A 26,608-nucleotide genomic window follows, 5' to 3' on the forward strand; every position below is an offset into this window, starting at 1 on the left:
CAGACCGGCTCCGCGTAACGCCCACTCAGGCTTGACAGCAACCCGCGAGGAGCGAGGCTGGCTGGCTGGCGAAAATCAATATTCCACCATTCCGTCACGGTAGCGGCTGATCAGCTCATTCAGCGCACCGATGGCGTCATCCGCATCATCCAGTGACCACTCGGCGCGAGCACTCGCCGCACTGCTTGCTATCAGCCCGTCGTTCTGCGGCTTAGTGGCGGCCTGCACCGGTGGCGCGTGCAGGGCTAGCCAACCGGCGAGCAACCGTCCCAGCCAGGTTTCTCTCTCACAACCCAACTCGCTCAGCTCAGCCAGCTCAGGCCCGGGAAAACACCTTGCCGCCTCCCCGTCCAGCGCCTGTTCCACTGTACGCACGTCCATGAGCGGCCAACGGTAACGATCAGCTACCTCGTGGACGATGGCCAGTACCGTACGATACAGGTGAAAAAGCGCATGCTCCCGGTGATAAAGCGCCTGGCTCCGGGCGTCCAGCGCCTGGGAGCCCTCCGCTTCTCGCCACGCATCCAGTGCCTTACGTGCGAAAAACAATGCCTGATTGGTTCGGGTGTAGACTTCGTTAGCCATGTTCAAGCCTCTTTGCGCTTGGCCTTGGTCCGTCCGTCTTCGATCGTCCAGCCCTTGTCGCCGTGGAATGCGCGCCATCCGGTGGGCTTCCCGTCGACCTCACTCTGCACATACTGCTCTTTCGTCTTGCGGCTGTAACGTACAACCGTCGGATTGCCTTCCGGGTCAGCAACCGGCGCGTCCATCAAAAAGTGATACTTGGGATCGATCTCCGACTTGTGCGGCAACAACTCCTTGACCAAGGGTGCGCGCGTCTCCCTGTTCTTGGGAAATTTGCTGGCAGCCAGGAAGAGCCCCGACGCACCGTCACGCAGGATATAGACGTCGTCTACCTTTTCGCACTTCAGTTCCGGCATGGGCACCGGGTCCATTTTCGGCGGCGCTGCCTCGCCACTTCTCAGCAGCTTGCGCGTGTTCTTGCAGTCAGCGTTGGTACAGCCGAAATACTTGCCGAAACGGCCGGTCTTCAGCTGCATTTCACTGCCACATTTGTCGCATTCGATAACCGGGCCATCGTAGCCCTTGATTTTGAAGTGGCCTTCCTCGACTTCAAACCCGGTGCAATCAGGGTTATTACCGCATACGTGAAGTTTGCGGGTTTCATCAACCAGATAACTGTCCATCGCTGTAGAGCAGATAGGGCAACGGTGCTTGGCGCGCAGAATCCGCGATTCGCCCTCTTCGTCGTCAGCGGCAACTTCGTTACCAGGCACCAGATTGACCGTCTCCTTGCAGCGTTCTTTCGGCGGCAAGGCGTAACCGGAGCACCCCAGAAACACGCCGGTCGAGGCGGTACGAATCATCATCGGCCTGCCACAATTGGTGCAGGCGATGTCGGTTGGCGTAGGCAGATTGGCGCGCATGCCCTTGCCTTCGTCAGCCGCAGCTGCAGCGCCGAGCCTCTGTTTGAAATCGGAATAGAAGTCGTCGAGGACCCGTTTCCATGGCACGTCACCCTGGGCAACGTCGTCAAGCGACTCCTCCATACGCGCTGTAAAGCCATAATCCATCAGATTGGGAAAGCTTTCGCTCAACCGCTCGGTCACGATATCGCCCATTTTCTCAGCGTAGAAACGGCGGTTGTTCAGCTCGACGTACCCACGCTCCTGGATCGTGGAAATGATTGAGGCATAGGTCGATGGCCGACCAATTCCGCGCTTCTCCAGCTCCTTGACCAGGCTCGCTTCGGCGTAGCGCGCCGGTGGTTTGGTGAAATGCTGCTTGGGCTCCAGCTTGTTGAGTTTGAGGGCGTTATCCATCTGCAGATCCGGCAGCACTTCATCCTCGCCGCCCTTGCCCTGGGGCGGCATAACCCGGGTGTAACCGTCGAATTGCAGAATGCGACCCTTGGCGCGCAGATCAAAATCACCGGCTTTGACCGTAATACTGGTAGACAGATAACGCGCCGGCGGCATCTGGCAGGCAACAAACTGACGCCAGATCAGCTCGTACAGACGCTCAGCGTCGCGCTCCATGCTTTTCAGATCAGACGTCTTGGTCTTGACATCGGAGGGACGTATCGCCTCGTGGGCTTCCTGGGCGCCTTCCTTGCTGCTGTAGAGATTGGGCTTTTCCGGCAGATACTTGTCGCCGTAATTCTTCTCTATGAAGTCACGCGCCATGGCGATGGCGTCGGCTGACAGATTCGTAGAGTCGGTACGCATGTAAGTGATGTAACCCGCTTCATAAAGTCGCTGGGCCATCATCATGGTCTTCTTCACGCTGAAACCCAGACGCGTGCTGGCTGCCTGCTGCAGGGTCGAAGTTATAAAGGGCGCATTGGGGCGCGTGCTGGTCGGCTTGTCTTCGCGCTTGGCAACGCGATACTCGGCGCCCTGCAATTTACCCAGCGCGGTGTCGGCCTGCTCCTTATTGAGCGGACGGAATGCTTCGCCCTTCTCACGGACCACTTCGAAGCGCACGGCCTCCGCCTTGGGCGAATCCAGCAGCGCATGGATTTCCCAGAACTCCTCGGGAATGAATGCGCGGATTTCACGCTCACGATCAACGATCAGCTTCACCGCGACGGACTGTACGCGTCCAGCGGACAAGCCACGGGCAATTTTCTGCCATAACAACGGCGAAACCATATAACCGACGACGCGGTCGAGAAAGCGGCGCGCCTGCTGGGCATTGACGCGATTGATATCCAGCTCACCAGGCGTGGCGAAGGCCTCCTGAATGGCCTTCTTGGTGATTTCGTTGAAGACCACGCGCTTATAACGGGCATCATCGCCGCCGATGGACTCGCGCAGGTGCCAGGCGATGGCTTCCCCTTCACGGTCCAAATCCGTCGCGAGATAGATCGCGTCAGCGTCCCGGGCCAGACGGCGGAGCTCGTCGACCACCTTTTCCTTGCCGGGAAGAATTTCGTAATGTGCTTTCCAGCCGTTTTCCGGGTCGACGCCCATGCGCTTGACCAGCTGCATGCGCGCCTTGGTTTCCTTGTCCAGCTCCGGAGCGGAGGCGGCTTTCTTACCCTTTGGTTTGCTCTCGGTCTTGCTGCTGCCACTGGTTGGCAGGTCCCGAATATGGCCAATACTCGACTTCACAATGAAGTCGTTGCCAAGGTACTTGTTGATCGTCTTGGCCTTGGCCGGAGACTCCACAATGACCAGTGCTTTTCCCATGGGTAATCGTATTCCTAACTCAATCATCTGAATTGCCCAACGCGGGCAAAGAATAACCGGCATGGCCGGGAAACCCGGCCAGCCCGCTGGAGGGCCAGAGCCTACACGTCTTCGCTGATAAAGGTAAAGCGTGGGATAGCCACGTCGTCCACCTGAACCTGTTCAACAAACATGCTTAGCGGTCTGACCCAAAGATCATAGTTTCCGTACAAGGTGCGATACACGACCAGCTGCTCGCCGGTCTCGGAATGCTGTGCCAGACCGATGACCTGATAATCGCTACCTTTATAGTGGCGATACCGGCCGAGAATGATCTTCATCCTGCACACTCCTGTTGCTCTAATAAAAAAGCCGGGGCAAAGCCCCGGCTTGTTTGACCCACCTGGCTTCAGACGCGTTCGAAGACCGTGGTGATGCCTTGGCCGAGGCCGATGCACATGGTCGCGATACCGATGGTACCGCCCTGCTCTTTCATGACATTGAGCAGGCTGCCACAGATACGCGTACCGGAACAGCCGAACGGGTGACCCAGAGCAATCGCGCCACCGTGAAGGTTAACCTTCTCTTCCATCTTGTCGAGCAGCTTCAGATCTTTCAACACAGGCAGCGCCTGGGCGGCGAAAGCTTCGTTCAGCTCGACATACTCAACATCAGCCATGGTCATGCCGGCACGCTTGAGCGCTTTCTGGGTGGATGGCACAGGGCCGTAACCCATGATAGCCGGATCAACACCCGCCACCGCCATGGAACGGATAACCGCCAGCGGCTCCATACCCAGGGCCTGGGCACGCTCGGCAGACATGACGATCATGCAGGATGCACCGTCAGTGATCTGCGAGGACGTACCGGCAGTAACCGTGCCGCCCTTCGGATTGAAGGCCGGGCGCAATGCCGCCAGGCTTTCCACCGTAGTCTCCGGGCGGATGGTCTCGTCGGCGGTGAAGATCTTCAGGAAACCATTCTCGTCATGGCCTTCCATCGGCAGGATCTCACGCTCAAACTTCCCGTCAAGGGTCGCCTGGTGGGCCAGACGATGCGAACGTGCACCGAACTGGTCCTGCTGCTCGCGGGTGATGCCGTGCATCTTGCCGAGCATTTCTGCAGTCAGACCCATCATGCCGGACGCCTTGGCTGCGTACAGCGACAGCGCAGGGTTGGGATCAACACCGTGCATCATGCCCACGTGCCCCATGTGCTCGACGCCACCGACGACAAACACGTCACCGTTTCCGGTCATGATTGCCTGTGCGGCGGTGTGCAGGGCGCTCATGGACGAACCACACAGACGGCTGACAGTCTGCGCCGAGCTGGTGTGGGGGATCGGGGTCATCAATGATGCCATACGGGCGATGTTCCAGCCCTGCTCCAGGGTCTGGTTGACACAGCCCCAGATCACATCTTCAACTTCCGCCGGGTCCAGCTTGGGATTGCGCTCCAGCATGCCGGTGATCAGGCTGGCTGACATGGATTCGGCACGGAAGTTACGGTACATGCCGCCCTTGGAACGGCCCATCGGGGTGCGGCCGAAGTCGACAATGACGACGTCTCTCGGATTCAGGCTCATAAATTCACTCTCGCTCTGTGCGTTCCGTTAACCGAAAAATTTCTTGCCGGTCTTGGCCATCTCACGCAACTTCTCGGTCGGGTGATACATGGCGCCAAACTCGGCGTACTTGTCGGCGATGGCAACAAACTCGGCCACGCCAATGGTGTCGATGTAGCGCAGCGCGCCGCCACGGAAGGGAGGGAACCCGATACCGTAGATCAGACCCATGTCAGCGTCGCCAGCGGACTCGACGATGCCGTCTTCCAGGCAACGTACAGTCTCGAGGCACAGCGGAACCATCATGATCTCGACGATTTCCTCGTCGGTGAACTCACGCTGCTCCAGCACGATCGGCTTGAGCAATTCGTAGGCCTGCTGATCAACAACCTTCTTCTGCTTGCCTTTCTTGTCTAGCTCGTAGGCATAGAAGCCCTTGCCGGATTTCTGACCAAGACGGCCTTCGTCATACATGACATCGACGGCGGTGCGGGTGGTATCAGCCATGCGGTCCGGGTAACCCTCGGCCATCACGTCACGACCATGGTGACCGGTGTCCATGCCGACTACGTCCATCAGGTACGCAGGACCCATGGGCCAGCCAAACTTCTCCATGACTTTGTCGACACGCTGGAAGTCCGCGCCCATATTGATCAGGCGGGCAAAGCCACCGAAATAGGGGAACAGAACGCGGTTAACCAGGAAGCCGGGGCAGTCGTTGACCACAATCGGTGTCTTGCCCATTTTCTTGGCATAGGCGACGGTGGTGGCGATGGCCTTTTCACTGGATTTCTCACCACGGATGACTTCCACCAGCGGCATCATGTGCACAGGGTTGAAGAAGTGCATACCGCAGAAGTTTTCCGGACGCTTGAGCGCCTGGGCCAGATAGGTGATAGAGATGGTCGAGGTGTTGGAGGCGATGATCGCATCGTCCTTCACGTGACCTTCCACCTCTGCCAGTACAGCGTGCTTGACCTTGGAGTTCTCGACGACGGCTTCGACTACGATGTCGACATTACCGAAATCACCATAGGACATGGTCGGACGGATCGCATTCAGCGCACCAGCCATCTGTTCCGGCTTCATGCGGCCCTTGGCGACACGCTTGCCGAGCAGCTTGGACGCTTCATCCAGACCCATCTGGATGCCTTCCTCACGAATATCCTTCATCAGGATAGGCGTGCCCTTGGAAGCCGACTGGAAAGCAATACCGCCGCCCATGATACCGGCACCCAGCACAGCGGCCAGCTTCACATCAGCAGCTTGCTTGTCGTACTGCTTGGCCTTCTGCTTGAGGGCCTGATCGTTCAGGAACAGACCAACCAGGCTAGCGGCCACAGACGTCTTGGCCAGCTTGGCGAACCCGGCAGCTTCGATTTCGAGCGCCTTGTCGCGACCGGCGTTGGCAGCCTTCTGAATAGTCTTGATCGCTTCAACCGGAGCCGGGTAATGCGGACCGGCCTGGCCAGCGACGAAGCCCTTGGCCGTCTCGAACGCCATCATCTGCTCAATGGTGTTGAGTTTGACTTTTTCCAGCTTGGGCTGACGCTTGGCACGGAAATCCAACTCACCGGAGATCGCGCGCTTGCACAGATCAATCGCGCCTTCCTTCAGCTTGGCAGGTGCAACCACAGCATCAACAGCGCGCAGGCTCAGCGCCTTGTCAGCGCGCTGCTCAGCGCCACCACAGATCCACTCGATGGCGTTGTCGATACCCATGATACGCGGCGCCCTCACAGTACCGCCGAAGCCCGGATAGATACCCAGCTTGGTTTCCGGCAAGCCAACCTTGGCGGTTGAAGACATGATGCGGTAGTCACATGCCAGACACATTTCAAAACCGCCGCCCAGCGCCAAACCATTGATGGCGGCAACTGTCGGAACGTTCAGGTCTTCGAATGCATTGAAGGTCTGATTAGCTTCCAGGTTGCCGGCTACGAGGTCTTCCTCGGGCAACTGGAAGGTGTTGACGAATTCGTTGATATCGGCGCCGACGATGAATACGTCCTTGCCGCTGGTGACAATAACGCCCTTGACGCTGGCGTCAGATTGAATGGCCTCGACGGCGGCTTGCAGCTCCGCCAGGGTGGCACGATTGAACTTGTTGACAGACTCGCCCTGCAGATCGAACTTGAGTTCGACGATGCCGTCTTCAAGGGCTTGAACCGTGATGGCTTTACCTTCGTAAATCATCAACTGATCTCCACGCTATAAAAGCACTTGAGAAGCAGCGTCCAACAAGAAGGCCGATCCGGTTTAGCCAGTCGGGCCTGATGCAGGACGATGCCATGAACGTTCCCGATGCGGTGAAGGCTGCGCGGTACAAACACAGAAATTCATACGCTTGTTTGATTCGGGTGCGCACACCTTCGGGGAAAACCTTGTGATTGTCAATCAGCTACTGGCCCGTTGCGCTGCAACGGCCATCCAACGTGACCAGGACTCCAGCCAAATCTACCTATTTTCAGATAGTTACCGCGCTATTAGAGAATTAGCCTTACATCTAGGGCGTCATTCCTTCTGATCCGACAGGCAATCGATGCAGAGGTTGCAAGGTTACAAAAAGACGGTCCAGTGCCTGCGTCTCCTCAGGCTCAACCCAATACACACTCAGCGAAAAGCTTGACCGATCCAGACCCGCTACGTTTGCGGGTAACTCTGCAAGCACTTCGGGAAGACAGCACGGGCCAGTCGCTCCGAACTGACGCGCCCAGCCGGAATCGGTCCGCCTATAGCTGAACTCCTCAGCCATCGGGCATTTTTCCAGTGCGAGGCGATAACCAACGCACCCTTCAAGCGCAACGTCACGCCTGCTCCCCTGCTGACGTTCCACAACAAAACCGAGCTTTCGGGCATGCTCGCGCACTCGATGCAAACTCAATTGTCGGCCGCGCGGCAAAACCTTGTGTAACGAGGAAACAAATATAGCGGCAACCAAGCCAAACGCTACCCATTCCATGATCCTACCCCCCTCGTACAGCGCAATCTGTGCAACAGACAAACGCGGAAAACGGTGCAAAACTTTCGAAGAATGATAAATCCTCCGCGGATTGCGGTATAAAGGCTGCTAGTATCAGCGAAAAGCCAGGAGGAACCTGCATGCTTTACTCTCACGTGCTGGTGGCAGTGGATCTGATTGATGAGTGTCGCTCGGTAGCCGACCACGCCATGTCACTCGCCAAGGCGCTGAATGCCGACCTAACGCTGTTACACGTCGTCGAACCCCTTGCCATGGCCTATGGCGGCGATGTGCCTATGGATCTCTCGATGCTGCAGCAACAGCAGTTCGAACAGGCTCGAGAGCGCATGCAGATGTTTGCCGGGGATTACGGTCTGCCGGAGAGCCAATTGCAAATCGCGTTCGGCCATCCGCGCCAGGAAATCCACCGCGTCGCCACCGAACAGGGCTGCGACCTGATTGTGGTCGGTAGCCACGGCCGGCACGGCCTGGCTCTTCTGCTCGGCTCTACCGCCAACGATGTGTTGCACGGCGCACCCTGTGATGTCATCGCGGTGCGCCTGGAAAAGAAAAAGAAAACCAGCTAGACAATCGACCGACTACAGCTGACTGAACCTAGTCAGCTGTGCGCTTTTCCTCAGCCCTGCAGATCATCCAATTCAGCCCAGCGCTCTAGCGCCCCATCAAGCTCCGCCTGTTTGGCCGCCAGCGCTTCAATGACCGGAGCGGTGTGCTCATGGGGCTGCTGATAAAAATCCGGGGCATTAACCTGCTGCTGAATCGCCTCCAACTCGGCTTCAAGCCGTTCCAGCGATTCAGGTAATGCATCAAGTTCCCGCTGTAACTTGTAGCTGAGCTTAGGTTTTTGGGCTGACGAGGCAGCCTGTACTGGCGCTGGCGTAGCCTCCGGCTCCGGCTCCGGCTCCGCGGCAGCCTGAGCCGCAGCGTCATCGCCCCATTCGGCCAATGCTTCGATCTTGCCGCCCTGACGCAGCCAGTCGGCATAACCGCCAACGTATTCCCGTACCCTGCCATGCCCTTCGAAGACCAGGCTGCTGGTTACCACGTTATCCAGGAAGACCCGGTCGTGACTGACAATCAACACAGTGCCATCGAACCCGGCAAGCACCTCCTCCAGAAGCTCAAGCGTTTCCACGTCAAGATCATTGGTTGGCTCGTCGAGCACCAGCATATTGGCTGGCTTGCTGAACAGGCGCGCCAACAGTAGCCGTGCGCGCTCGCCCCCGGATAGTGCCTTGACAGGCGTTCGGGCACGCTCCGGCGAAAACAGAAAATCGCCCAGATAACTGATGACGTGCCGACGCTCACCGTTGATCTCGATGAAATCACGCCCTTCAGAAATATTGTCGATAACCGACCGTTCGAGATCGAGCTGCCCACGGAGCTGGTCAAAATAAGCCACTTCCAGGCGTGTTCCGTGCTTGACGGTGCCACTAGTCGGCTCCAGCTGGCCTAGCAGCAACCTGAGCAAGGTACTTTTTCCCGAGCCGTTATTACCGATCAGACCGATACGATCCCCGCGCAACACCACCGTGCTCAGCTCGCGTATCAGCGGGCGCTGTCCCGGATATGCAAAGGAAATGTTTTCTACTTCGATAACGCGCTTGCCCGACGAGTCGGCTGTTTCCAGCTGAAAACTGGCGCGCCCCTGACGCTCTACACGCCGGGCACGTTCCTCACGCATGGCCTTGAGGGCGCGTACTCGACCTTCGTTACGGGTCCGCCGCGCCTTGATCCCCTGACGAATCCACACCTCTTCCTGCGCCAGCCGCTTGTCAAACAGGGCATTGGCGCTGGCTTCGGCAGCCAGCTGCTGTTCCTTGTGTTCGAGAAAACTTGAGTAGTTACCCTGCCAATCGATCAGTTGACCGCGGTCCAGCTCCATGATCCGGGTCGCCAGCGCCTGCAGGAACTGTCGATCGTGGGTGATAAACAGGACCGCGCCACGGAAATCGAGCAGCACCTGCTCAAGCCACGCGATGGTGTGGATATCCAGATGGTTGGTTGGCTCGTCGAGCAAAAGAACGTCCGGCTCCGCCACCAGCGCCTGCGCCAGCAGTACCCGGCGACGCCAGCCGCCCGACAGCTCGGACATGCGCTTATCTGCCGGCAGCCCCAAGCGAGTAAGGGTCGTTTCGACCAACTGGTTCAGCCGCCATCCATCCTTGGCTTCGAGGCGACCCTGCACTTTTTCCAGACGCTCCAGCTCGGCTTCGCCCATCTCACCGTGCACGAGGTGATGATATTCGGCGAGCAGTTCGCCCACTCCGGTCAAACCTGCCGCCACCACATCGTATACCAACAGGTCTCCAGCCTCGGGCAGCTCCTGTGGCAACTGACCGATCTTCAAACCCGGGGCGTACCAGATCTCACCTTCATCGGCAGACTGCTCCCCATTGACCAGCTTGAACAGGCTGGACTTGCCGGCTCCGTTGCGACCGATGAGGCAGGCGCGCTCGCCGCGTTCCAGTTGAAAGCTGACCTTCTGCAGGAGGGGATTGAGGCCATAAGCCAGGGAAACATCAGTAAACGAGAGCAGCGCCATATCACACCTTTTGCGGAGCACTGAAACACGAGCGACAGGGAGCCATGGGGAGCGAAATCGAACACAGGCAAACCGGAAACGCCCATAGCATGAAGGGCTGAGCAGCAGACGGTTTTTGAGTGATTCCAGCGCCGCTTGGCCGAGCGCAGGGACTTTCAGAACATCCTTAACTTGTATTGACCGGCATTCTACCCTTCCCGCTAGTCTGCTGCATCGCTTATTCCAACGCTCGCCCCTATGCCGACTAAGAGCAACAGGCTAAGCTGTCAGACATCCTAGTTTCCCCTTTCGTAATTTCTCCGACTGCCCTTCCGGCCAGGATTCATGATGCGCTGTAACATCCTACAAAGGCTGACAAGATTCTCCGCTTTCGTTTTGATTTTCCAAGCTTTTGTTATTACCGAAACTGTCGCAGACAGCCGCCTTGAAAGTCAGCGACAAAGTTATGACCAGGCAATGAAAGCGCTGAAACAGGGTCAGCACAGCCGCTATTTACAGCTCAAGCAAGGCCTGCGCGACTACCCCCTTTATGCCTATCTTCTGCTTGAAGAAATAAAGCAGCAGGACGCCCCGGCGGACCATGAGGTTCAGGCATTCCTGGTAACACAGGGCGACCTGCCAGCTGCCCAGGGCATAAAAAACAACTGGCTGCAGCGTCTGGCCAAACAGGGCAAATGGGATCTGTTGCGCAAGCACTACGATACAGACAGCCAGAGCACCGAACTGGACTGTCAGCTTACTCTGCACATGTGGCGCGAAGGTAACGCTACGCTAGCCAGACAACGAGCCACTGAATTATGGACCGTTGGCCATTCGCAGCCGGACGCCTGCGACCCGCTCTTCGAAAAGTGGCGGGCCGCCGGAGGCTTGACCGAGCAGGTTGCCTGGGAGCGCCTGCGGTTGGCATTGCTTTATCGTCAGGATGCACTGGCGCGCTACCTGGTGCGTTATCTGCCCAGCCAGAAGGCACTGGCTGAGCGTTTTATCGACGCTGCGACCCAACCCGCCCGTCTCAGTGATACTGACCGGTTCCGGCCAACTGCCGGCAAGTCGAGCGATCGAATGACCGATATTGTCACCGTAGCCCTGCGCCGCATGGCAAGGGATGACGCCGCAGCGGCGATGGCGTTATGGCCGTTCTACCGCGACCTGCCCTTCGCAGAGGACGACAGGCGAGCAATCATTCGTGACATCGGCGTGCGCCTTGCCAAGCGCCACGATCCCCAGGCACTACCTTTCATGGCCGCCAATGATCCAGCGATGACGGATGACCAGGTCAGCGAATGGCGGATTCGCCTGGCCCTGCGCACTGGTCAATGGCGCCAGGCCCACGACCTCACGCAAGCGATGCCGGAATCGTTACAGCAACAGAACCGTTGGCGCTATTGGCGGGCTCGCAGCGCCCAGTTGGCCTTCCCTGAGAGCGACATTACAGGTGAATACGCAGAACTTGCCAAAGAGCGGGACTTCTATGGATTCATCGCCGCTGAACGCAGCCGCAAGCCCTACGCGCTGAACCACAAGCCCGCCGAGGTCGAGCCGCGCGCCCATGCACGGGTAAGCCAGACGGCGGGTATTCGTCGAGCCCGCGAATTCCTCGCCCGCGGCCAGATAGTCAACGCACGCCGCGAGTGGTATCACGCCGGACGCACCTTCAGCCGCGAAGAACTGATCGCGCAGGCGGCCATGGCTCGCGACCTGGGTTGGCACTTCCCCGCTATTCGCGGGATCAGTCAGGCGCAGCACTGGGATGACCTGGATATACGCTTTCCCCTTGCCTATCAGCAACCAATCATCCAGCAGGCTCGCGCTCGGCAGCTCAATCCGACCTGGGTGTACGCCATAACCCGCCAGGAGAGTGGCTTCATGGAGGATGCGCGCTCCCATGCGGGCGCAGTTGGCTTGATGCAGCTTATGCCTGCTACCGCAAGGGAAACTGCGCGCCGCTTCAGCATCGCGCTGAGCAACCCCAACGACGTGCTCCTGCCCGAGCGCAACATTGCCCTGGGCACGGCATATCTGGCCCAGCTGCATGAGCAGTTTCAGGGTAACCGCGTACTGGCTTCAGCGGCATATAACGCCGGGCCGGGGCGCGTGCGCCAATGGACGCGTGACGTCGATCAGCTACCAGCGGACATCTGGATAGAAAATATCCCCTTCGATGAAACACGCCAGTACGTTCAGAGCGTGCTGAGCTACGCAGTGATCTATGGAGACAAATTGGGGATCGAACAGCCCGTTATGAACAACGACGAGCATATGCTGAATTTTCCGGCCCATTGAGCCTTTGAACGGAGGGAGGCTCGGCCACGCAGGTAGCCTGCGTCCGAGCCAGACTAAAAGAAGCCCGTTTCAGTCAGGCAGGCGTTCCAGTCGCTCCCGCACGACTTCGACGAGCTGGTCGGGCTGGAACTTGGAAAGGAAGCCGTCACAGCCGACCTTTTCAACCATCGCCTTGTTGAATGCCCCGGAAAGCGATGTGTGCAGCACCACAAACAGGTCCTTGAGACGCGGATCCTTGCGGATCTCGGCGGTCAGGCGATAGCCATCCATTTCCGGCATTTCTGCATCAGTAATGACCATCAGCAGCCGATCACTGACCTTGCCACCCTCGTCAGCCCAGGCCTGCAACTGGCGGAGTGCACGCAGGCCATCAGTCTGTACATGCATCTGCAGTTCAAGCTGGGAAAGTGTCTCACGCAACTGGTTCATGCCCGTAGGGGAATCATCAACCAGCAATACTTCACGCCCCCGCGCCTTGTTGAGCAACCCGGCATCCAGAAGCGCGTCGCTGACACGCGTATTGAAGGGTACGATTTCCGCCAGCACCTTTTCCACGTCGATGATTTCAACCAGGCGCTGGTTTTCGAGACGCGTAATGGCAGTCAGGTAGTGAGCGCGGCCCGCACTGCGGGGCGGCGGCAGCACAGTGTCCCAGTTCAGATTCATGATGCGGTCGACCGAGCCGACGAGGAACGCCTGAACCGACTGGTTGTATTCGGTGACGATTATGGTGCTTTCGGCGCTGACCGTCTGTGCCCGCATGCCAATCGCGGCAGAGAGATCGATAACCGGGATCGCCTGGCCGCGCAAATGGATAACACCCAGCACATGCGGATGCCGCTTGGGTACCTGCGTCATCCGTGGCAACTGCAGCACTTCACGAATCTTGAATACGTTGAGTGCAAAGAGCTGCGGCCCAGCCAGCCTGAACAGGAGAATCTCCAGACGATTCTCGCCTACAAGGCGCGTCCTCTGGTCTACGGTATCCAACACTCCGGCCATATTGCCCTCGTCAAATCAGTCAGCTTTACGGCCTTGCGCCACCAGCCAAGGATACCGCTTTGTTACAGCAATTTCAGTAGCCGGCAACTATCCGCTCAGTAGTACGCATTCTCGGTGACGGTGTGGTCTGTGACGTCACGCACGGCCGTCAATTCGGGAATACGGGCCACCAAGGTCTTCTCGATACCTTCCTTCAGCGTCACGTCGACCATACCGCAGCCCTGGCAACCGCCGCCGAACTGCAGAATGGCGACCCCGCCCTCTACCACATCGACCAGCTTGACCTCTCCGCCGTGGCTGGCCAGACCCGGATTGATCTCGGTCTGCAGCAGATAGTTGATGCGATCATTCAACGGACTGTTGTCGTTGACCATGGGCACTTTGGCATTCGGCGCCTTGATGGTCAGCTGCCCGCCCATACGGTCGGTGGCGTAATCCACGACCGCATCTTCCAGAAAAGGCTCACTGATGGTGTCAATCCAGACGCCAAATGAATCCAGCTGCAGCAGGCGGTCTTCCGGCTTTTCCTCACCTGGCTTGCAGTAGGCGATGCAGGTCTCCGCATAGGGAGTACCCGGCTGGGTAATGAATACCCGGATACCAATACCGGCGGTGTCCTGTTTTGCCAGCAACTCAGCCAGATAGGCTTCAGCTGCGGAGGTAAGAGTAATGCCTGCCATGTAATGCCTCATACGCGATGGGTTTCAATAGCGCTAGTGTACGGGAGATGACTGACCGGATAAAGTCCCACTGTTTTGGTAGGGTATTTCCAGCCGTGACTCAATGGCCCGCAGCCGCGGCAATTCAGTGTTGCAGACGCATCTGTTAGACTAGCCGGCTATCCAGTACGTAATCCCCGGAGTCCCAATGCTTGATCTGAACGCTCGATTGACCGCCCTGCATGAGGCGCTGCGCCAGCGCATCCTGATTCTCGACGGTGGCATGGGAACCATGATCCAGAGCTATCGACTCGAAGAATCCGATTTCCGTGGCGAACGCTTTGCCGATTGGCCGACCGATCTCAAGGGCAATAATGACCTGTTGATCCTGACGCGGCCGGATGCCATTGGCGCCATGGAGAAAGCCTATCTCGACGCCGGCGCGGATATCATTGAAACCAATACCTTCAACTCGACACGGGTTTCACAGGCTGACTACGGCATGCAGGAGCTGGCATACGAGCTCAACCTTGAAGGCGCACGGCTGGCACGCAGCGTTTGTGATGCGAAGACTGCCGAAACACCGGAGCGTCCACGCTTTGTCGCCGGGGTGCTGGGGCCGACCAGCCGAACCTGCTCGCTGTCCCCGGATGTCAATAACCCCGGCTACCGCAACGTCACCTTTGACGAACTGGTCGACAATTACAGCGAAGCCACGCGCGGGTTGGTAGAGGGCGGCGCCGATCTGATTCTTATAGAAACCATATTCGATACGCTCAATGCCAAGGCGGCCATATTCGCCGTTCAGCAAACCTTCGACGATCTTGGTGTCGAACTGCCGATCATGATATCCGGCACCATCACCGATGCCTCAGGCCGCACACTGTCAGGCCAGACCACCGAAGCGTTCTGGAACTCGGTACGCCATGCCAACCCGCTGTCGGTCGGTTTGAACTGTGCGCTGGGCGCCAAAGAGCTGCGCCCCTATCTGGAAGAGTTATCCGACAAGGCTGATACGCACATTTCGGCGCACCCCAACGCGGGCCTGCCCAACGAGTTTGGCGAGTACGACGAATCGGCTGCCGAGATGGCCGAGATCGTCGAAGAATTCGCCGCGGCGGGCTTCCTGAATATTGTTGGTGGTTGCTGCGGTACGACGCCAGACCACATCAGGGCAATTGCCGAGGCTGTCGCCAAGTATCCGCCACGCCAGATCCCGGACATTCCCAAAGCCTGCCGCTTGTCCGGTCTCGAGCCTTTCACCATCACCCGCGAATCGTTGTTCGTGAACGTGGGCGAGCGCACCAATATAACCGGCTCGGCCAAGTTTGCCCGCCTGATCCGCGATGAGAATTACACCGAGGCGCTGGATGTCGCACTCCAGCAGGTCGAGGCAGGCGCACAGATCATCGACATCAATATGGATGAAGGCATGCTGGATTCGAAGAAGGCCATGGTGACCTTCCTCAATCTGATTGCTGGAGAGCCGGACATCTCCCGCGTGCCGATCATGATCGACTCCTCGAAATGGGACATCATCGAGGCCGGCCTCAAATGCATCCAGGGCAAGGGCATCGTCAACTCCATCTCGATGAAGGAAGGCGAAGAGCAGTTCCGCGAGCACGCCCGCCTGTGCAAACGCTACGGCGCCGCAGTCATTGTCATGGCCTTCGACGAGAAAGGCCAGGCCGATACAGCCGCGCGCAAGCGTGAAATCTGCAAGCGGTCCTACGATATCCTGGTCAACGAAGTCGGCTTCCCGCCGGAAGACATTATCTTTGACCCGAATATCTTCGCCATCGCCACCGGTATCGAGGAGCACAACAACTACGCCGTCGATTTCATCGACGCCTGTCGTTATATCCGCGATCACCTTCCCTACGCCCTCACCTCCGGCGGCGTGTCCAACGTGTCGTTCTCGTTCCGGGGCAACAACCCGGTGCGTGAGGCGATCCACTCGGTATTCCTATTCCACGCGATCAAGGCTGGCCTGACCATGGGTATCGTCAATGCCGGTCAGCTGGAGATCTATGACGAGATTCCGCCCAAGCTGCGGGATATCGTCGAGGACGTCGTGCTTAATCGCTCCGAGGGCGGCACCGAAGCCCTCTTGAATATTGCCGATGAGTACAAGGGAGACGGCAGCGTAAAGGAAGCCGAAAGCGAAGAATGGCGCAGCTGGAGTGTGGATGAGCGCTTGTCGCACTCACTGGTCAAGGGCATTACCACGCATATCGTTGCCGACACCGAGGAGGCCCGCCAACAATGCGCGCGGCCGATTGAAGTGATCGAAGGACCGCTCATGTCCGGCATGAACGTAGTCGGTGATCTGTTCGGCTCGGGCAAGATGTTCCTACCGCAGGTAGTGAAATCCGCGCGCGTGATGAAACAGGCGGTGGCCCACCTGATCCCCTTTATCGAAGCGGAAAAAGGCGACAAACCGGAAGCCAAGGGCAAGATCCTGATGGCGACGGTCAAGGGTGACGTGCATGACATCGGCAAGAACATCGTTGGTGTGGTGCTGGGCTGCAACGGCTACGATGTGGTGGATCTGGGCGTGATGGTGCCCGCCGACAAGATCCTGAAAACCGCCATCGAGGAAAAATGCGACATCATCGGTCTGTCAGGCCTGATCACGCCCTCGCTGGATGAAATGGTCCATGTCGCCCGCGAAATGCAGCGACAGGGCTTTACCCTGCCGTTAATGATCGGCGGCGCCACCACTTCCAAGGCGCACACCGCGGTCAAGATCGACCCGCACTACAAGAACGATGCGGTGGTTTACGTTACCGACGCGTCGCGCGCAGTAGGTGTCGCCACAACGCTTCTTTCCAAGGAGCTGAAACCAGCCTTTGCAAGCAAAACGCGGGAGGATTATGCGCTTATCCGTGAGCGCACCGCCAACCGCTCCGCCCGTACCAAGCGCCTTGAATACAAGGCTGCCGTTGCCGCCGGTCCGCAATTCGATTGGGATGGTTACACTCCGGTCAAGCCAACCTTTACCGGCGCCCGGGTTCTGGATGATATCGACCTCAGAGTGTTGGTTGATTACATCGACTGGACGCCGTTCTTCATCTCCTGGGACCTGGTCGGTAAATATCCGCGCATCTTCGATGACGAAGTCGTCGGCGAAGCCGCTACATCTCTGTTCAATGATGCGCAGACCATTCTCAACAAGCTCATCGATGAAAAGCTGGTCCGCGCCCGGGCGGTGTTCGGTTTCTGGCCTGCCAATCAGGTCGATCATGACGATATCGAGCTGTACGACGAAGCCGGACAACCTATCAAGCGGTTGCACCATTTGCGCCAGCAGATCGAGAAAACCGATGGGAAGCCCAACTTCTCGCTAGCGGATTTCGTCGCACCGAAGGATAGCGGTCTGACCGACTATGTGGGTGGTTTCATCACCACGGCGGGCATTGGCGCCGAGGAAGTATCCAAGGCCTATCAGGACGCTGGTGACGATTACAATGCGATCATGGTCAAGGCGCTGACTGACCGGCTGGCGGAGGCCTGCGCTGAATGGCTGCACCAGCAGGTCCGCAGGGAATATTGGGGTTACGATCCAGAGGAACAGCTAAGCAATGAGGAGCTGATCAAGGAGCGGTACAAGGGGATTCGTCCGGCTCCTGGCTACCCCGCCTGCCCCGATCACACAGAAAAAGCAGCACTCTTCGAACTATTGGATCCGCAGGGTGAATCCGGTGTGACGCTGACGGAACATTTCGCCATGTTCCCGACTGCTGCGGTCAGCGGCTGGTATTTTGCTCACCCTGAAGCGCAATATTTTGCGGTCGGCAAGATCGACAAGGATCAGGTCGAGAGCTATAGCCAACGCAAAGGGCAGGATATCGAAATCACCGAGCGCTGGCTGATGCCCAATCTCGGTTACGACCTGTAGCAACAGGACGAACGGTGGCGCAGCCGTCTGCGCTGCGTCACCGCCCTCCTCTGAAACTCCCATGACTCCACTTGAAATCGCCGCCGCATTGCTCGGCACGCTATCGGTATGGCTGACGGTTCGACAGAACCCGCTCTGCTGGCCGGTCGGGTTATGTATGGTCGTGCTGTACGCGTGGTTCTTCCAGAGCACCGGCCTGTATTCGCAGGTACTGTTGCATAGTGTGTATGCAGCACTGCAACTGTACGGCTGGTGGCAATGGACCCGTGGCGGTGCATCGAACACGCGACTTGAAGTGTCCTTGGCCGGCCCAGTGGAGATCGCCACTGGTGTGGCGCTGGCTGCGCTGGCCAGCCTTGCGCTCGGCGCCCTGATGGCCGGTTATACGGATGCGGTCTACCCGCGCCTTGACGCTGCGTTGACCGCGTTCAGTTTGCTGGCGCAACTGGCAATGGCGCTCAAGCGTCTGCAATGCTGGATTCTGTGGATCGTGCTGGATGTAATGTACGTAGCGCTGTTCTTCCACCAGGGCTTCTATCTGACCACCGCGCTCTATGTGATATTCGTGCTGCTGGCCGTTCTCGGCTGGCGTCAATGGCGCGCTTCGATGGTCAGCACCCGATGCGTGTAGTGGTCTTGTCCGGCCCTGAATCAACCGGCAAAAGCTGGCTGGCGAATGATCTGCATCGCCGGTTCGGTGGGTTACTGGTTGGGGAGTATGTTCGCCAGTTCATCGATAACGAAAAGCGCGATACCTGTTACGCCGATGTGGCGGTTATCGCACGCCGGCAACTTATTCAGGAGGATGCCGCGCGCCAGCAACGGCCTGAACTCCTGATACTGGATACCAACCTGCTGAGCAATATGCTCTGGAGCAGAACACTGTTCAGCGATTGCCCCGCATGGCTAGAGAAGGAACTGCTTGCGCGTCACTACGACCAATACCTGCTGCTCTCTCCAGACGGCGTGCCCTGGACCGCGGATGGTCAGCGCTGCCAGCCTGAGGCTGGACATCGGCGCGCGTTCTATCAGGACTGCAAGGACTGGCTAAGCCACCACCAGCAACCTGTGGTTGAAGTGGGTGGCTCCTGGACAGCCCGGCAAGAGCGTTGCCGCAAAGTGGTGACAGAGCTGCTATCGAGTGAACGCCGGGGTTGATCGGGGGTGCCGCGTCCGGCCTGCCTACGATCGCAACGCGCCAGCCCGGCAACCGTGCAGAGACGGCTGCATCTTTGTTATATTCGAACAACCATGTGTCCATCATCAGCGTCTTCGGCGTGGGCAGCTGACAAGCCATCGTTTACTGGTACGCCGTGATTTCGAGAAATTCCCGCCTTCGTATTCTTCCCAGCCCCGACCGCCTCAAGAGCATTGGTTTGATTGGTCTGCCCATCATGGGCGGGATGCTCAGCCAAAGCCTGCTGAATCTGGTAGATGCCGCCATGGTCGGTACGCTCGGCAGCGAAGCGCTGGCCGGCGTGGGTCTCGGCAGTTATGCGACGTTCATGTCTATTGCTTTGGTCATGGGACTTGGCGCCGGGGTTCAAGCGATGGTGGCGCGACGTGGCGGTGAAGGCGACACCGGCAACCTCGCCCGCCCGCTCAATGAAGGGCTGTTGATTGCGGCTCTGCTGTCGGTCCCGCTGACGCTACTGTGCTGGCTGAACGCGAGCCGGATCATCGGCTTTCTGTCTGAAGACCCCGCCGTCATTGATATCGGTACTGAATACTTCCAATGGCGCACCCTGGCGATCATCGCGGTGGGAGCCAACTTTGCGTTTCGTGGCTACTGGAACGGCATTCGGCGGTCGGGCCGATACCTGCAGATACTGGTCGTGATGCATCTATGCAACGTCGTAATCAGCTATGGGCTGATCTTCGGCAAGCTCGGCCTGCCTGAAATGGGCGCAGCCGGATCGGGGTTGGGCACCTGCATAGCCATGTTCCTGGGCTCTCTGCTTTACGCCTTCATGACCTGGCGTTCCGGACGCGACCATGGCTTCCTGCGCACGCGCCCACGCGGCCGCGGATTGCGGGCGATGCTCAGACTGTCGATTCCCAATTCGCTGCAGCAGTTCTTTTTTGCGACAGGCATAACCACCCTGTTCTGGATCATCGGCCAGGTGGGCACACCCGAACTGGCCATCGCTCACATACTCATCAACCTGGCACTGTTCCTAATTCTTCCGGGGGTTGGCATGGGGATGGCAGCGACTACGCTGGTCAGCCATAGCCTGGGAGAACGCGAGCCGGAAGAGGCCTACCGCTGGGGTTGGGACGTGGTGCGCGTTGCAGCCTGCGCCCTCTTCATCATGGGAATGCCGTTCTGGCTGATGCCCGAACAGGTACTCGGACTTTTCACCCGTGACCTCCAGCTACTGGCGCTGGGCGAGTGGCCCTTGCGCATCACCGGCCTCGGCATGGCGCTGGACGCGACTGCCCTGGTGCTGACCCAGGCCCTCCTGGGGGCCGGGGCAAGTCGTACGGTTATGGGTGTGAATCTGGGCAGTCAGTGGCTGATCTTTCTGCCCTGCGCCTATCTGGCCGGCCCCGTTCTTGGCGGCGGCCTGTTAACCATCTGGTTGATGCAGAGTCTTTATCGAGCGATGACGTCCGTTATCTTCGCGGTGATGTGGCGACGTCGGCACTGGGCAGAGATCCGCATATAAGGCAGGATGTATGTCTGCACGGCGAACGCCGAAGCAATCAGGTGATGAGGTGGTCATGGCGGACAAAAAACAACAATCAGATGACGAATCACGGCCGATGCGTTTTCGAGAAACCTTGAGCAGTGTGCTATTCGGCGCGCTCGGCGTTCAGAGCAGCAAAGCCAGGGAGCGCGATTTCACCAAAGGCAAGCCAAGCCATTTCATTGGTCTCGGCATCGCCTTTCTGGTGGTGTTTGTTCTGGTCATCCTCGGCGTGGTAAGCCTGGTGCTGCATTTTGCGGGCGTCTGAATCGCCTTCATGCCCAGGCACCCGCTCGGGCAGGCGTCAGCTTTTATTGCTGACTTACCCAGAATACAGCGGTGAGTACGGCGACCAGGATAAGTGCAACGGCGGCAAACGCATCAAGATGGCTGTCGGCGTGATGCGAGTCGGATGAATCCTTGTGTTCGATCATAAAGCTATCCCCGTAATGTCTTATTATTGTTGCGCAGAACATGTACCTTACTTACCCTACGCAGTTAAGCCCATCACGCACACAAGTACAAGATCCCGCCGCAAGAATACGGTTTCGGTCTAACCATATAGATAAACATTCCTTTTGTGCATAACGGAAAACTGCTATCGTCTGCCCGCTTCAGAGCCCTGCAGGGGCGAAGCCATCCTTAGATCAGGGGCGTGCAGATGCCCCACGAACAGGTTGCGACATGTACATTTACGACGAATATGATCAACGGATCGTAGAGGACCGCGTCAAGCAGTTCCGCGATCAAATCCGCCGTTACCTTGAGGGCGAGCTGAGCGAAGCGGAAATGCTGCCCCTGCGCCTGCAAAACGGACTGTATATCCAGCGTTACGCTCCGATGCTGCGTCTCGCCGTTCCCTACGGCGTGCTGTCCTCGGCACGGTTGCGCAAGCTCGCTCACGTAACCCGTCGATACGACAAAGGCTACGCGCACATCACCACCCGCCAGAATATCCAGCTGAACTGGCCTCAGCTTGAAGATGTGCCAGACATCCTCGCTGAGCTTGCGACGGTTCAGATGCACTCTATCCAGACCAGTGGCAACTGTATCCGCAACACCACCACGGATCAGTTCGCCGGTGTTGCCGCAGACGAAGTCATTGATCCCCGGCCCTGGTGTGAGATTGTGCGGGAATGGTCGACATTCCACCCGGAATTCGCCTTCCTTCCGCGCAAATTCAAGATCGCCATCAACGGTGCCCGCGAGGACCGTGCTGCGGTTGGCGTGCACGACATCGGACTCAATGCCATACGCAACGAAGCCGGCGAGCTCGGCTTCGAAGTGCTGGCCGGCGGTGGTCTCGGCCGTACACCCATGGTTGGCGCGGTTATTCGTCCCTTCCTGCCCTGGCAGCATCTGCTGACCTATCTGGAATCCATTCTGCGGGTGTACAACCGCTATGGCCGCCGCGACAACAAGTTCAAGGCGCGCATCAAGATTCTGGTCAAGGCACTGACCCCTGAAGTCTTCGCAGAGAAGGTCGAAGCCGAATGGGCCAGCATGAAGGACTCGGGAGCAACTCTGACTCAGCAGGAAGTCGATCGCGTCAGCCAGTACTTCCAGCAGCCCGAATATCAGGCCTTCGATGGCGATGACGCGTCATATCTGGAGAAGCGCCGTACAGACAAGGCGTTCGATAACTGGGCAATGCGCAACGTGCATCCGCATAGAGCGCCCGGTTATGCTGCCGTTACGCTGTCACTCAAGCCGACTGCTGTTTCGCCTGGGGATATCACCGCCGAGCAACTGGACGCAGCTGCCGATCTGGCAGACCGGTACAGCCTTGGCGAGATTCGTTCTACGCACTATCAGAATCTGGTGCTGCCCTATGTGCAGCAGCGCGATCTGCCTGAACTCTGGCAGAAATGCCGCGAGCTGGGCTTTGCAACGCCCAACATCGGTTTGCTGACGGATATCATCTGCTGCCCGGGCGGCGACTTCTGCTCGCTGGCGAACGCCAAATCCATCCCGATCGCCGAAGCCATCCAGCGCACCTTTGACGACCTGGATTACCTGCATGATATCGGTGAGCTGGAGCTGAACATTTCTGGCTGCATGAACGCCTGCGGCCATCACCACGTTGGCCATATCGGCATTCTCGGGGTAGACAAGAAAGGCCAGGAGTTCTACCAGGTCTCACTGGGCGGCCGCAGTGGTCGCGATGCTTCCATCGGCCAGATTCTCGGGCCGTCCTTTGCCGCCGAGCAGATGCCCGCCGTGGTCCAGAATGTGATTAACGTTTATGTCGAGAACCGCACCCCTGAAGAACGCTTCATCGACACTTTCGAGCGTATCGGCATGGCCCCTTTCAAGGAGAGAGTCTATGCAGCGAATCATTAAAGGCGACCAGGTCATTGATGAGACCTGGCACCTGCTCCCGCGGGAAGTAACCCTGGCCGAGGTGTCCAATTCTGACGACCTGCTTGTGCCTCTGCCACTCTGGCAGGAGCACTCTCATGCTCTTCTGGCCCGCGACGGTGGATTGGGCGTATGGTTGGAGGCTGACGAAGAGGTCGAGCTCATCGCGGATGACCTACAACATTTTCAGGTCATAGCGTTGAACTTCCCGGTATTCAGCGATGGCCGGCACTATTCCAGCGCGCGCCTGTTGCGTGAACGCTACAAGTATCAGGGAGAAGTGCGCGCTATCGGCGATGTGTTGCGCGATCAGCTGTTCTACATGAAACGCTGCGGCTTCGATGCGTTTGCCGTGCGCGCGGATCGCGATCCGTACGAGGCACTGGAAAGCCTCAAGGATTTCTCGGTTACCTATCAGGCTGCAACGGACGAACCCCTGCCCCTGTTCCGTCGTCGCGGCTAACTATGAACTGCCGATCCCGGCTCCTTGCCACGGGATCGGCCAGCAGGTTGCCTGATCAGTCCAGATTAACCAGTACTCTCCCTACCATCCGCCCTGCCAGAATGCGTTCGATCTGCTCGGGCAGCTGATCCAGCGATACCTCCTGCGCCAGCACCTCGAGATCCACTTTCCACTGCAGCGACAACCGATCCCACATCGAAGCCTTTACTACCAGCGGCTGTTCCACCGAATCAATTCCCAGCAGATTTACGTTGCGCAGAATAAAGGGCAGCACACTACCGCTGAAGGCAGTACCCGCCGTCAACCCGCAACAGGCTACGCTGGCTCCGTAGCGCAGGGACTTGACCGCATTAAACAAAATCTCACCGCCTACGGTATCCACCGCGCCAGCCCACTGCTCCTTGAGCATTGGCTTCTCGCTTCCAGCCTCCAGCGCAGTGCGGTCAATGATTTGTGAAGCGCCAAGACCTTTAAGAAACTCACTTTGCAGCGCCTTGCCGGTTAGGGCAGCCACCTCGTATCCGAGATTCGCCAGCATCGCCACTGCAATACTGCCCACACCCCCGGTGGCGCCAGTGACCAGCACCGGACCCTGACCAGGTTGCAACCCGGCTTGCTCCAGCTTGTCGATGCATAGCGCGGCAGTGAGCCCGGCGGTGCCGAGCAACATGCTTTCGCGCAGACCCAAGGCCGTGGGGCGCTTGAGGACCCAGGCGGCAGGCACGCGAATATATTGACCAAAACCGCCTGCAGTACTCATACCGAGGTCATAACCGGTAACGATGACCTCGTCTCCGACTGCCAGCTCGCTGACCGAGCTCGCCTCGACAACCCCTGCTGCATCAATGCCCGGCGTATGCGGATATTGACGAGTCACGCCCTTGTTGCCAGACGCCGACAGCGCATCCTTGTAATTCAAGGAGGAATACCTGACGCGAATGAGGACCTCGCCTTGCGGCAGATCATCAATATGGCGCGATTGCACGCGGGAGACATAGTTACCGCCCTCCTCGCTCACTACCAAAGCCTTGAATTCCGACATATTGCCTCCTACCAGAAACGCTGATTATGAAAGCGCGACGCCCAGGTCAACACCAATCGATCCAACGAAGCCGCGAGCCCTGACGCCAGCTTGTCTTGCATGCGCTTGCGCACCGCATAGTGCACCTCGAACACGTCCGCTACCCGGATGCGCTGGCTGATATATTCGTCGCTGGTTTTCAGCTCGTCAGCGAGGGCGTTTTCGAGAGCTTCGAGCCCGAACCAGACCTCACCGGTAGCCACCGCCTCTATATCGAGTATCGGTCGATACCGACTGACAAAGTCTTTGAATAACCGGTGAATGCTTTCCAGATCTTCCTGAAATTTTTCCCTACCCTTTTCGGTGTTCTCACCGAAAAGGGTTAGCGTCCGCTTGTATTCGCCAGCAGTGAGCATCTCGTAGTCTACGTCGTGCTTGCGCAGCAGCTTGTTGAAATTCGGAATCTGTGCAACAACACCAATCGAGCCCAACATTGCAAAGGGCGCGGCCAGTACGCGGTCACCGATACAGGCCATCATGTATCCACCGCTTGCCGCTACCTTGTCCACGCATATGGTCAACGGCACGCCTGCGTCGCGAACTCGAACCAACTGCGAAGCTGCCAGGCCGTATGCATGCACCATCCCCCCGCCGCTTTCGATCTTGACCACTACCTCATCTTTCGGCGTAGCCAACTCAAGCACCGCCGTCACCTCGTGCCGAAGGTTTTCAAGCGCAGACGCCTTGATATCCCCGTCGAAATTCAACACGAAAACCTTGTCGCGAGCAGAATCTCCTTTGGCCCGGCCTTTCTCGGCGAGTTTGCGCGCTTTCTGCATCGACTTGAACGCTGCCTTGTCGAGCACCGCACTGCCAAGCCGTTCAGTGGAACGGGCCAGCTGCTCATTGAGTCTGTTGACAGTGAGCACGCCTTCGCCACGACGTGATCTGCCTTTCAATGCAGCCAGCATCATCAATACCAGGAAAATTGCCACCACAATGGTGAAGGCTTTCGCCAGAAACAGGGCGTATTCAGCTAGCCATTCCACAAACATCACTCCAGCACGTCGATAGTTGCAACCAAGCATACAGGATGTATCAAGTCCTCGGCACGTAACGGTCCGCAGCGGAATTCAAACGATCGTATGATTCTGGTTGACAGCGTTCGCAGCTATCCATAACCTCGGATTCATCCAAACAAAAGGCTTTTACACGTGGGCGATATTTATCTGATCAGGCATGGCCAGGCGTCCCTCGGCGCTGAAAACTATGACGTGCTGTCACCGGTAGGCATAAAACAGTCGCAGCTATTGGGGCGCTACCTGGACGATCTTGGGGTGACCTTTGATCGGTGTGTCGCCGGTGAAATGGTCCGCCAGATTGACACCGGCAAGCATGCCCTTGAAGAAATGCCTGGTACTCAGACCCGACAGATTGATATCGAGCCGGCTTTCAACGAATACCAGTCAGACCGGGTCATGGCGACATACTTGCCCCGCGTGCTGGAAACCCAGCCCAATGCCCTGCATTACGTTCAGAACGCAGGCCAGCACCGCAAGGAGTTTCAGCGTATCTTCAGCCAGGTGATTAATCACTGGATTACCGACACCAACCGCCCCGACGATTGCGAACCCTGGTCGGATTTTGTCGAGCGCGTTCAAGGTGGCCTGCAACGGGTTCTCGCCGCTGCCGGACGTGGCCAGAACATCGCGATATTCACTTCGGGCGGCACTATTACCGCCACCCTGCAACTGATCACCGGCATGCCCGCGACCAGCGCCTTCGAGCTTAACTGGCAGATTGTGAATACCTCTGTCAGCCGGTTCCAGTACCGCAAGGATCAGATCAGTCTGGCTTCGTTCAACAACCAGGCCCATCTTGATGTACACAAGCGCTCGGAGTGGGTCACCTTCAGATAACCCTCGCGACGATCATGGGACCG

21 protein-coding genes are annotated in these 26,608 nt (G+C 58.1%); 10 read left to right on the plus strand and 11 right to left on the minus strand.

Annotated features, from left to right (window positions below):
• Positions 1-75: 75 nt before the first annotated feature.
• The 5 genes from HG264_RS06190 to fadB form a co-directional block, all read right to left on the minus strand.
• A complete protein-coding gene (locus tag HG264_RS06190) occupies positions 76-585 on the minus strand; it encodes a DUF6586 family protein (protein WP_169406830.1) in 510 nt (169 codons plus the stop codon).
• A gap of 2 nt (positions 586-587) precedes the next feature.
• A complete protein-coding gene (gene topA, locus HG264_RS06195) occupies positions 588-3,215 on the minus strand; it encodes a type I DNA topoisomerase (protein ID WP_169406831.1) in 2,628 nt (875 codons plus the stop codon).
• A gap of 101 nt (positions 3,216-3,316) precedes the next feature.
• Entirely contained in the window at positions 3,317-3,535 is a 219-nt protein-coding gene (locus HG264_RS06200) for a DUF1653 domain-containing protein (RefSeq protein WP_169406832.1), read from the minus strand.
• Between the two features lie 68 nt (positions 3,536-3,603).
• Positions 3,604-4,779: an acetyl-CoA C-acyltransferase FadA gene (fadA, locus tag HG264_RS06205; protein ID WP_169406833.1), complete on the minus strand. Its 1,176-nt coding sequence runs from the start codon at positions 4,777-4,779 to the stop codon at positions 3,604-3,606.
• 27 nt (positions 4,780-4,806) lie between these two features.
• Complete coding sequence (fadB, locus tag HG264_RS06210) at positions 4,807-6,954, minus strand: fatty acid oxidation complex subunit alpha FadB (protein ID WP_169406834.1); 2,148 nt, start codon at positions 6,952-6,954, stop codon at positions 4,807-4,809.
• A gap of 906 nt (positions 6,955-7,860) precedes the next feature.
• Between fadB and HG264_RS06215 the strand changes: the two genes are divergently transcribed.
• Entirely contained in the window at positions 7,861-8,307 is a 447-nt protein-coding gene (locus HG264_RS06215; RefSeq protein ID WP_169406836.1) for a universal stress protein, read from the plus strand.
• Positions 8,308-8,357: 50 nt separating this feature from the next.
• Here HG264_RS06215 and HG264_RS06220 read toward each other — a convergent pair whose 3' ends face one another.
• Complete coding sequence (locus HG264_RS06220; RefSeq protein WP_169406837.1) at positions 8,358-10,286, minus strand: ATP-binding cassette domain-containing protein; 1,929 nt, start codon at positions 10,284-10,286, stop codon at positions 8,358-8,360.
• Positions 10,287-10,613: 327 nt separating this feature from the next.
• Here HG264_RS06220 and HG264_RS06225 point away from each other — a divergent pair, with 327 nt between their 5' ends.
• Complete coding sequence (locus HG264_RS06225; RefSeq protein ID WP_169406839.1) at positions 10,614-12,569, plus strand: transglycosylase SLT domain-containing protein; 1,956 nt, start codon at positions 10,614-10,616, stop codon at positions 12,567-12,569.
• 69 nt (positions 12,570-12,638) lie between these two features.
• Here the strand turns inward: HG264_RS06225 and HG264_RS06230 are convergent, their stop codons facing one another.
• Together HG264_RS06230 and nfuA are read right to left on the minus strand one after the other, a co-directional pair.
• On the minus strand, positions 12,639-13,571 hold the full coding sequence (locus HG264_RS06230; RefSeq protein WP_169406840.1) for a chemotaxis protein CheV: 933 nt from the start codon (positions 13,569-13,571) through the stop codon (positions 12,639-12,641).
• 95 nt (positions 13,572-13,666) lie between these two features.
• Positions 13,667-14,251 carry a Fe-S biogenesis protein NfuA gene (gene nfuA, locus HG264_RS06235; RefSeq protein WP_150298984.1) on the minus strand — a complete coding sequence of 195 codons (585 nt, stop codon included), beginning with the start codon at positions 14,249-14,251 and terminating at the stop codon, positions 13,667-13,669.
• A 187-nt stretch (positions 14,252-14,438) separates the two neighbouring features.
• Between nfuA and metH the strand changes: the two genes are divergently transcribed.
• The 5 genes from metH to HG264_RS06260 all read left to right on the plus strand — a co-directional run bounded on the left by metH (position 14,439) and on the right by HG264_RS06260 (position 21,089).
• Entirely contained in the window at positions 14,439-18,131 is a 3,693-nt protein-coding gene (metH, locus tag HG264_RS06240; RefSeq protein WP_169406841.1) for a methionine synthase, read from the plus strand.
• A gap of 61 nt (positions 18,132-18,192) precedes the next feature.
• Positions 18,193-18,762 carry a nicotinamide riboside transporter PnuC gene (pnuC, locus tag HG264_RS06245; RefSeq protein WP_169406843.1) on the plus strand — a complete coding sequence of 190 codons (570 nt, stop codon included), beginning with the start codon at positions 18,193-18,195 and terminating at the stop codon, positions 18,760-18,762.
• Entirely contained in the window at positions 18,753-19,289 is a 537-nt protein-coding gene (locus HG264_RS06250; RefSeq protein WP_169409033.1) for an AAA family ATPase, read from the plus strand. The genes pnuC and HG264_RS06250 overlap by 10 nt, the downstream gene beginning before the upstream one ends.
• 218 nt (positions 19,290-19,507) lie before the next feature.
• Complete coding sequence (locus HG264_RS06255; RefSeq protein ID WP_256663795.1) at positions 19,508-20,800, plus strand: MATE family efflux transporter; 1,293 nt, start codon at positions 19,508-19,510, stop codon at positions 20,798-20,800.
• A 97-nt stretch (positions 20,801-20,897) separates the two neighbouring features.
• Positions 20,898-21,089 (plus strand): DUF2970 domain-containing protein, encoded by a 192-nt coding sequence (locus tag HG264_RS06260; RefSeq protein ID WP_372240223.1) that lies wholly within the window; start codon positions 20,898-20,900, stop codon positions 21,087-21,089.
• A gap of 43 nt (positions 21,090-21,132) precedes the next feature.
• On the opposite strand, the gene HG264_RS18590 is transcribed toward HG264_RS06260, so the two are convergent.
• The gene (locus HG264_RS18590; RefSeq protein ID WP_256663796.1) at positions 21,133-21,255 is read right to left on the minus strand and encodes a hypothetical protein; all 123 of its coding nucleotides are present in this window, start codon (positions 21,253-21,255) and stop codon (positions 21,133-21,135) included.
• 250 nt (positions 21,256-21,505) lie between these two features.
• On the opposite strand from HG264_RS18590, the gene HG264_RS06265 reads away from it, so the two are divergent.
• Positions 21,506-23,164 (plus strand): nitrite/sulfite reductase, encoded by a 1,659-nt coding sequence (locus HG264_RS06265; RefSeq protein ID WP_169406845.1) that lies wholly within the window; start codon positions 21,506-21,508, stop codon positions 23,162-23,164.
• Positions 23,148-23,645, plus strand: a complete 498-nt coding sequence (locus tag HG264_RS06270) for a DUF934 domain-containing protein (protein WP_169406847.1) — start codon at positions 23,148-23,150, stop codon at positions 23,643-23,645. The genes HG264_RS06265 and HG264_RS06270 overlap by 17 nt, the downstream gene beginning before the upstream one ends.
• Positions 23,646-23,700: 55 nt before the next feature.
• On the opposite strand, the gene HG264_RS06275 is transcribed toward HG264_RS06270, so the two are convergent.
• Together HG264_RS06275 and sohB are read right to left on the minus strand one after the other, a co-directional pair.
• Positions 23,701-24,687: a YhdH/YhfP family quinone oxidoreductase gene (locus HG264_RS06275; protein ID WP_169406848.1), complete on the minus strand. Its 987-nt coding sequence runs from the start codon at positions 24,685-24,687 to the stop codon at positions 23,701-23,703.
• 8 nt (positions 24,688-24,695) lie between these two features.
• The gene (sohB, locus tag HG264_RS06280) at positions 24,696-25,715 is read right to left on the minus strand and encodes a protease SohB (RefSeq protein ID WP_169406850.1); all 1,020 of its coding nucleotides are present in this window, start codon (positions 25,713-25,715) and stop codon (positions 24,696-24,698) included.
• Between the two features lie 165 nt (positions 25,716-25,880).
• On the opposite strand from sohB, the gene HG264_RS06285 reads away from it, so the two are divergent.
• Entirely contained in the window at positions 25,881-26,585 is a 705-nt protein-coding gene (locus HG264_RS06285) for a histidine phosphatase family protein (protein ID WP_169406852.1), read from the plus strand.
• The last annotated feature ends 23 nt before the right edge of the window (positions 26,586-26,608 follow it).

Source organism: Pseudomonas sp. gcc21, assembly GCF_012844345.1.
Lineage (GTDB): Bacteria > Pseudomonadota > Gammaproteobacteria > Pseudomonadales > Pseudomonadaceae > Halopseudomonas.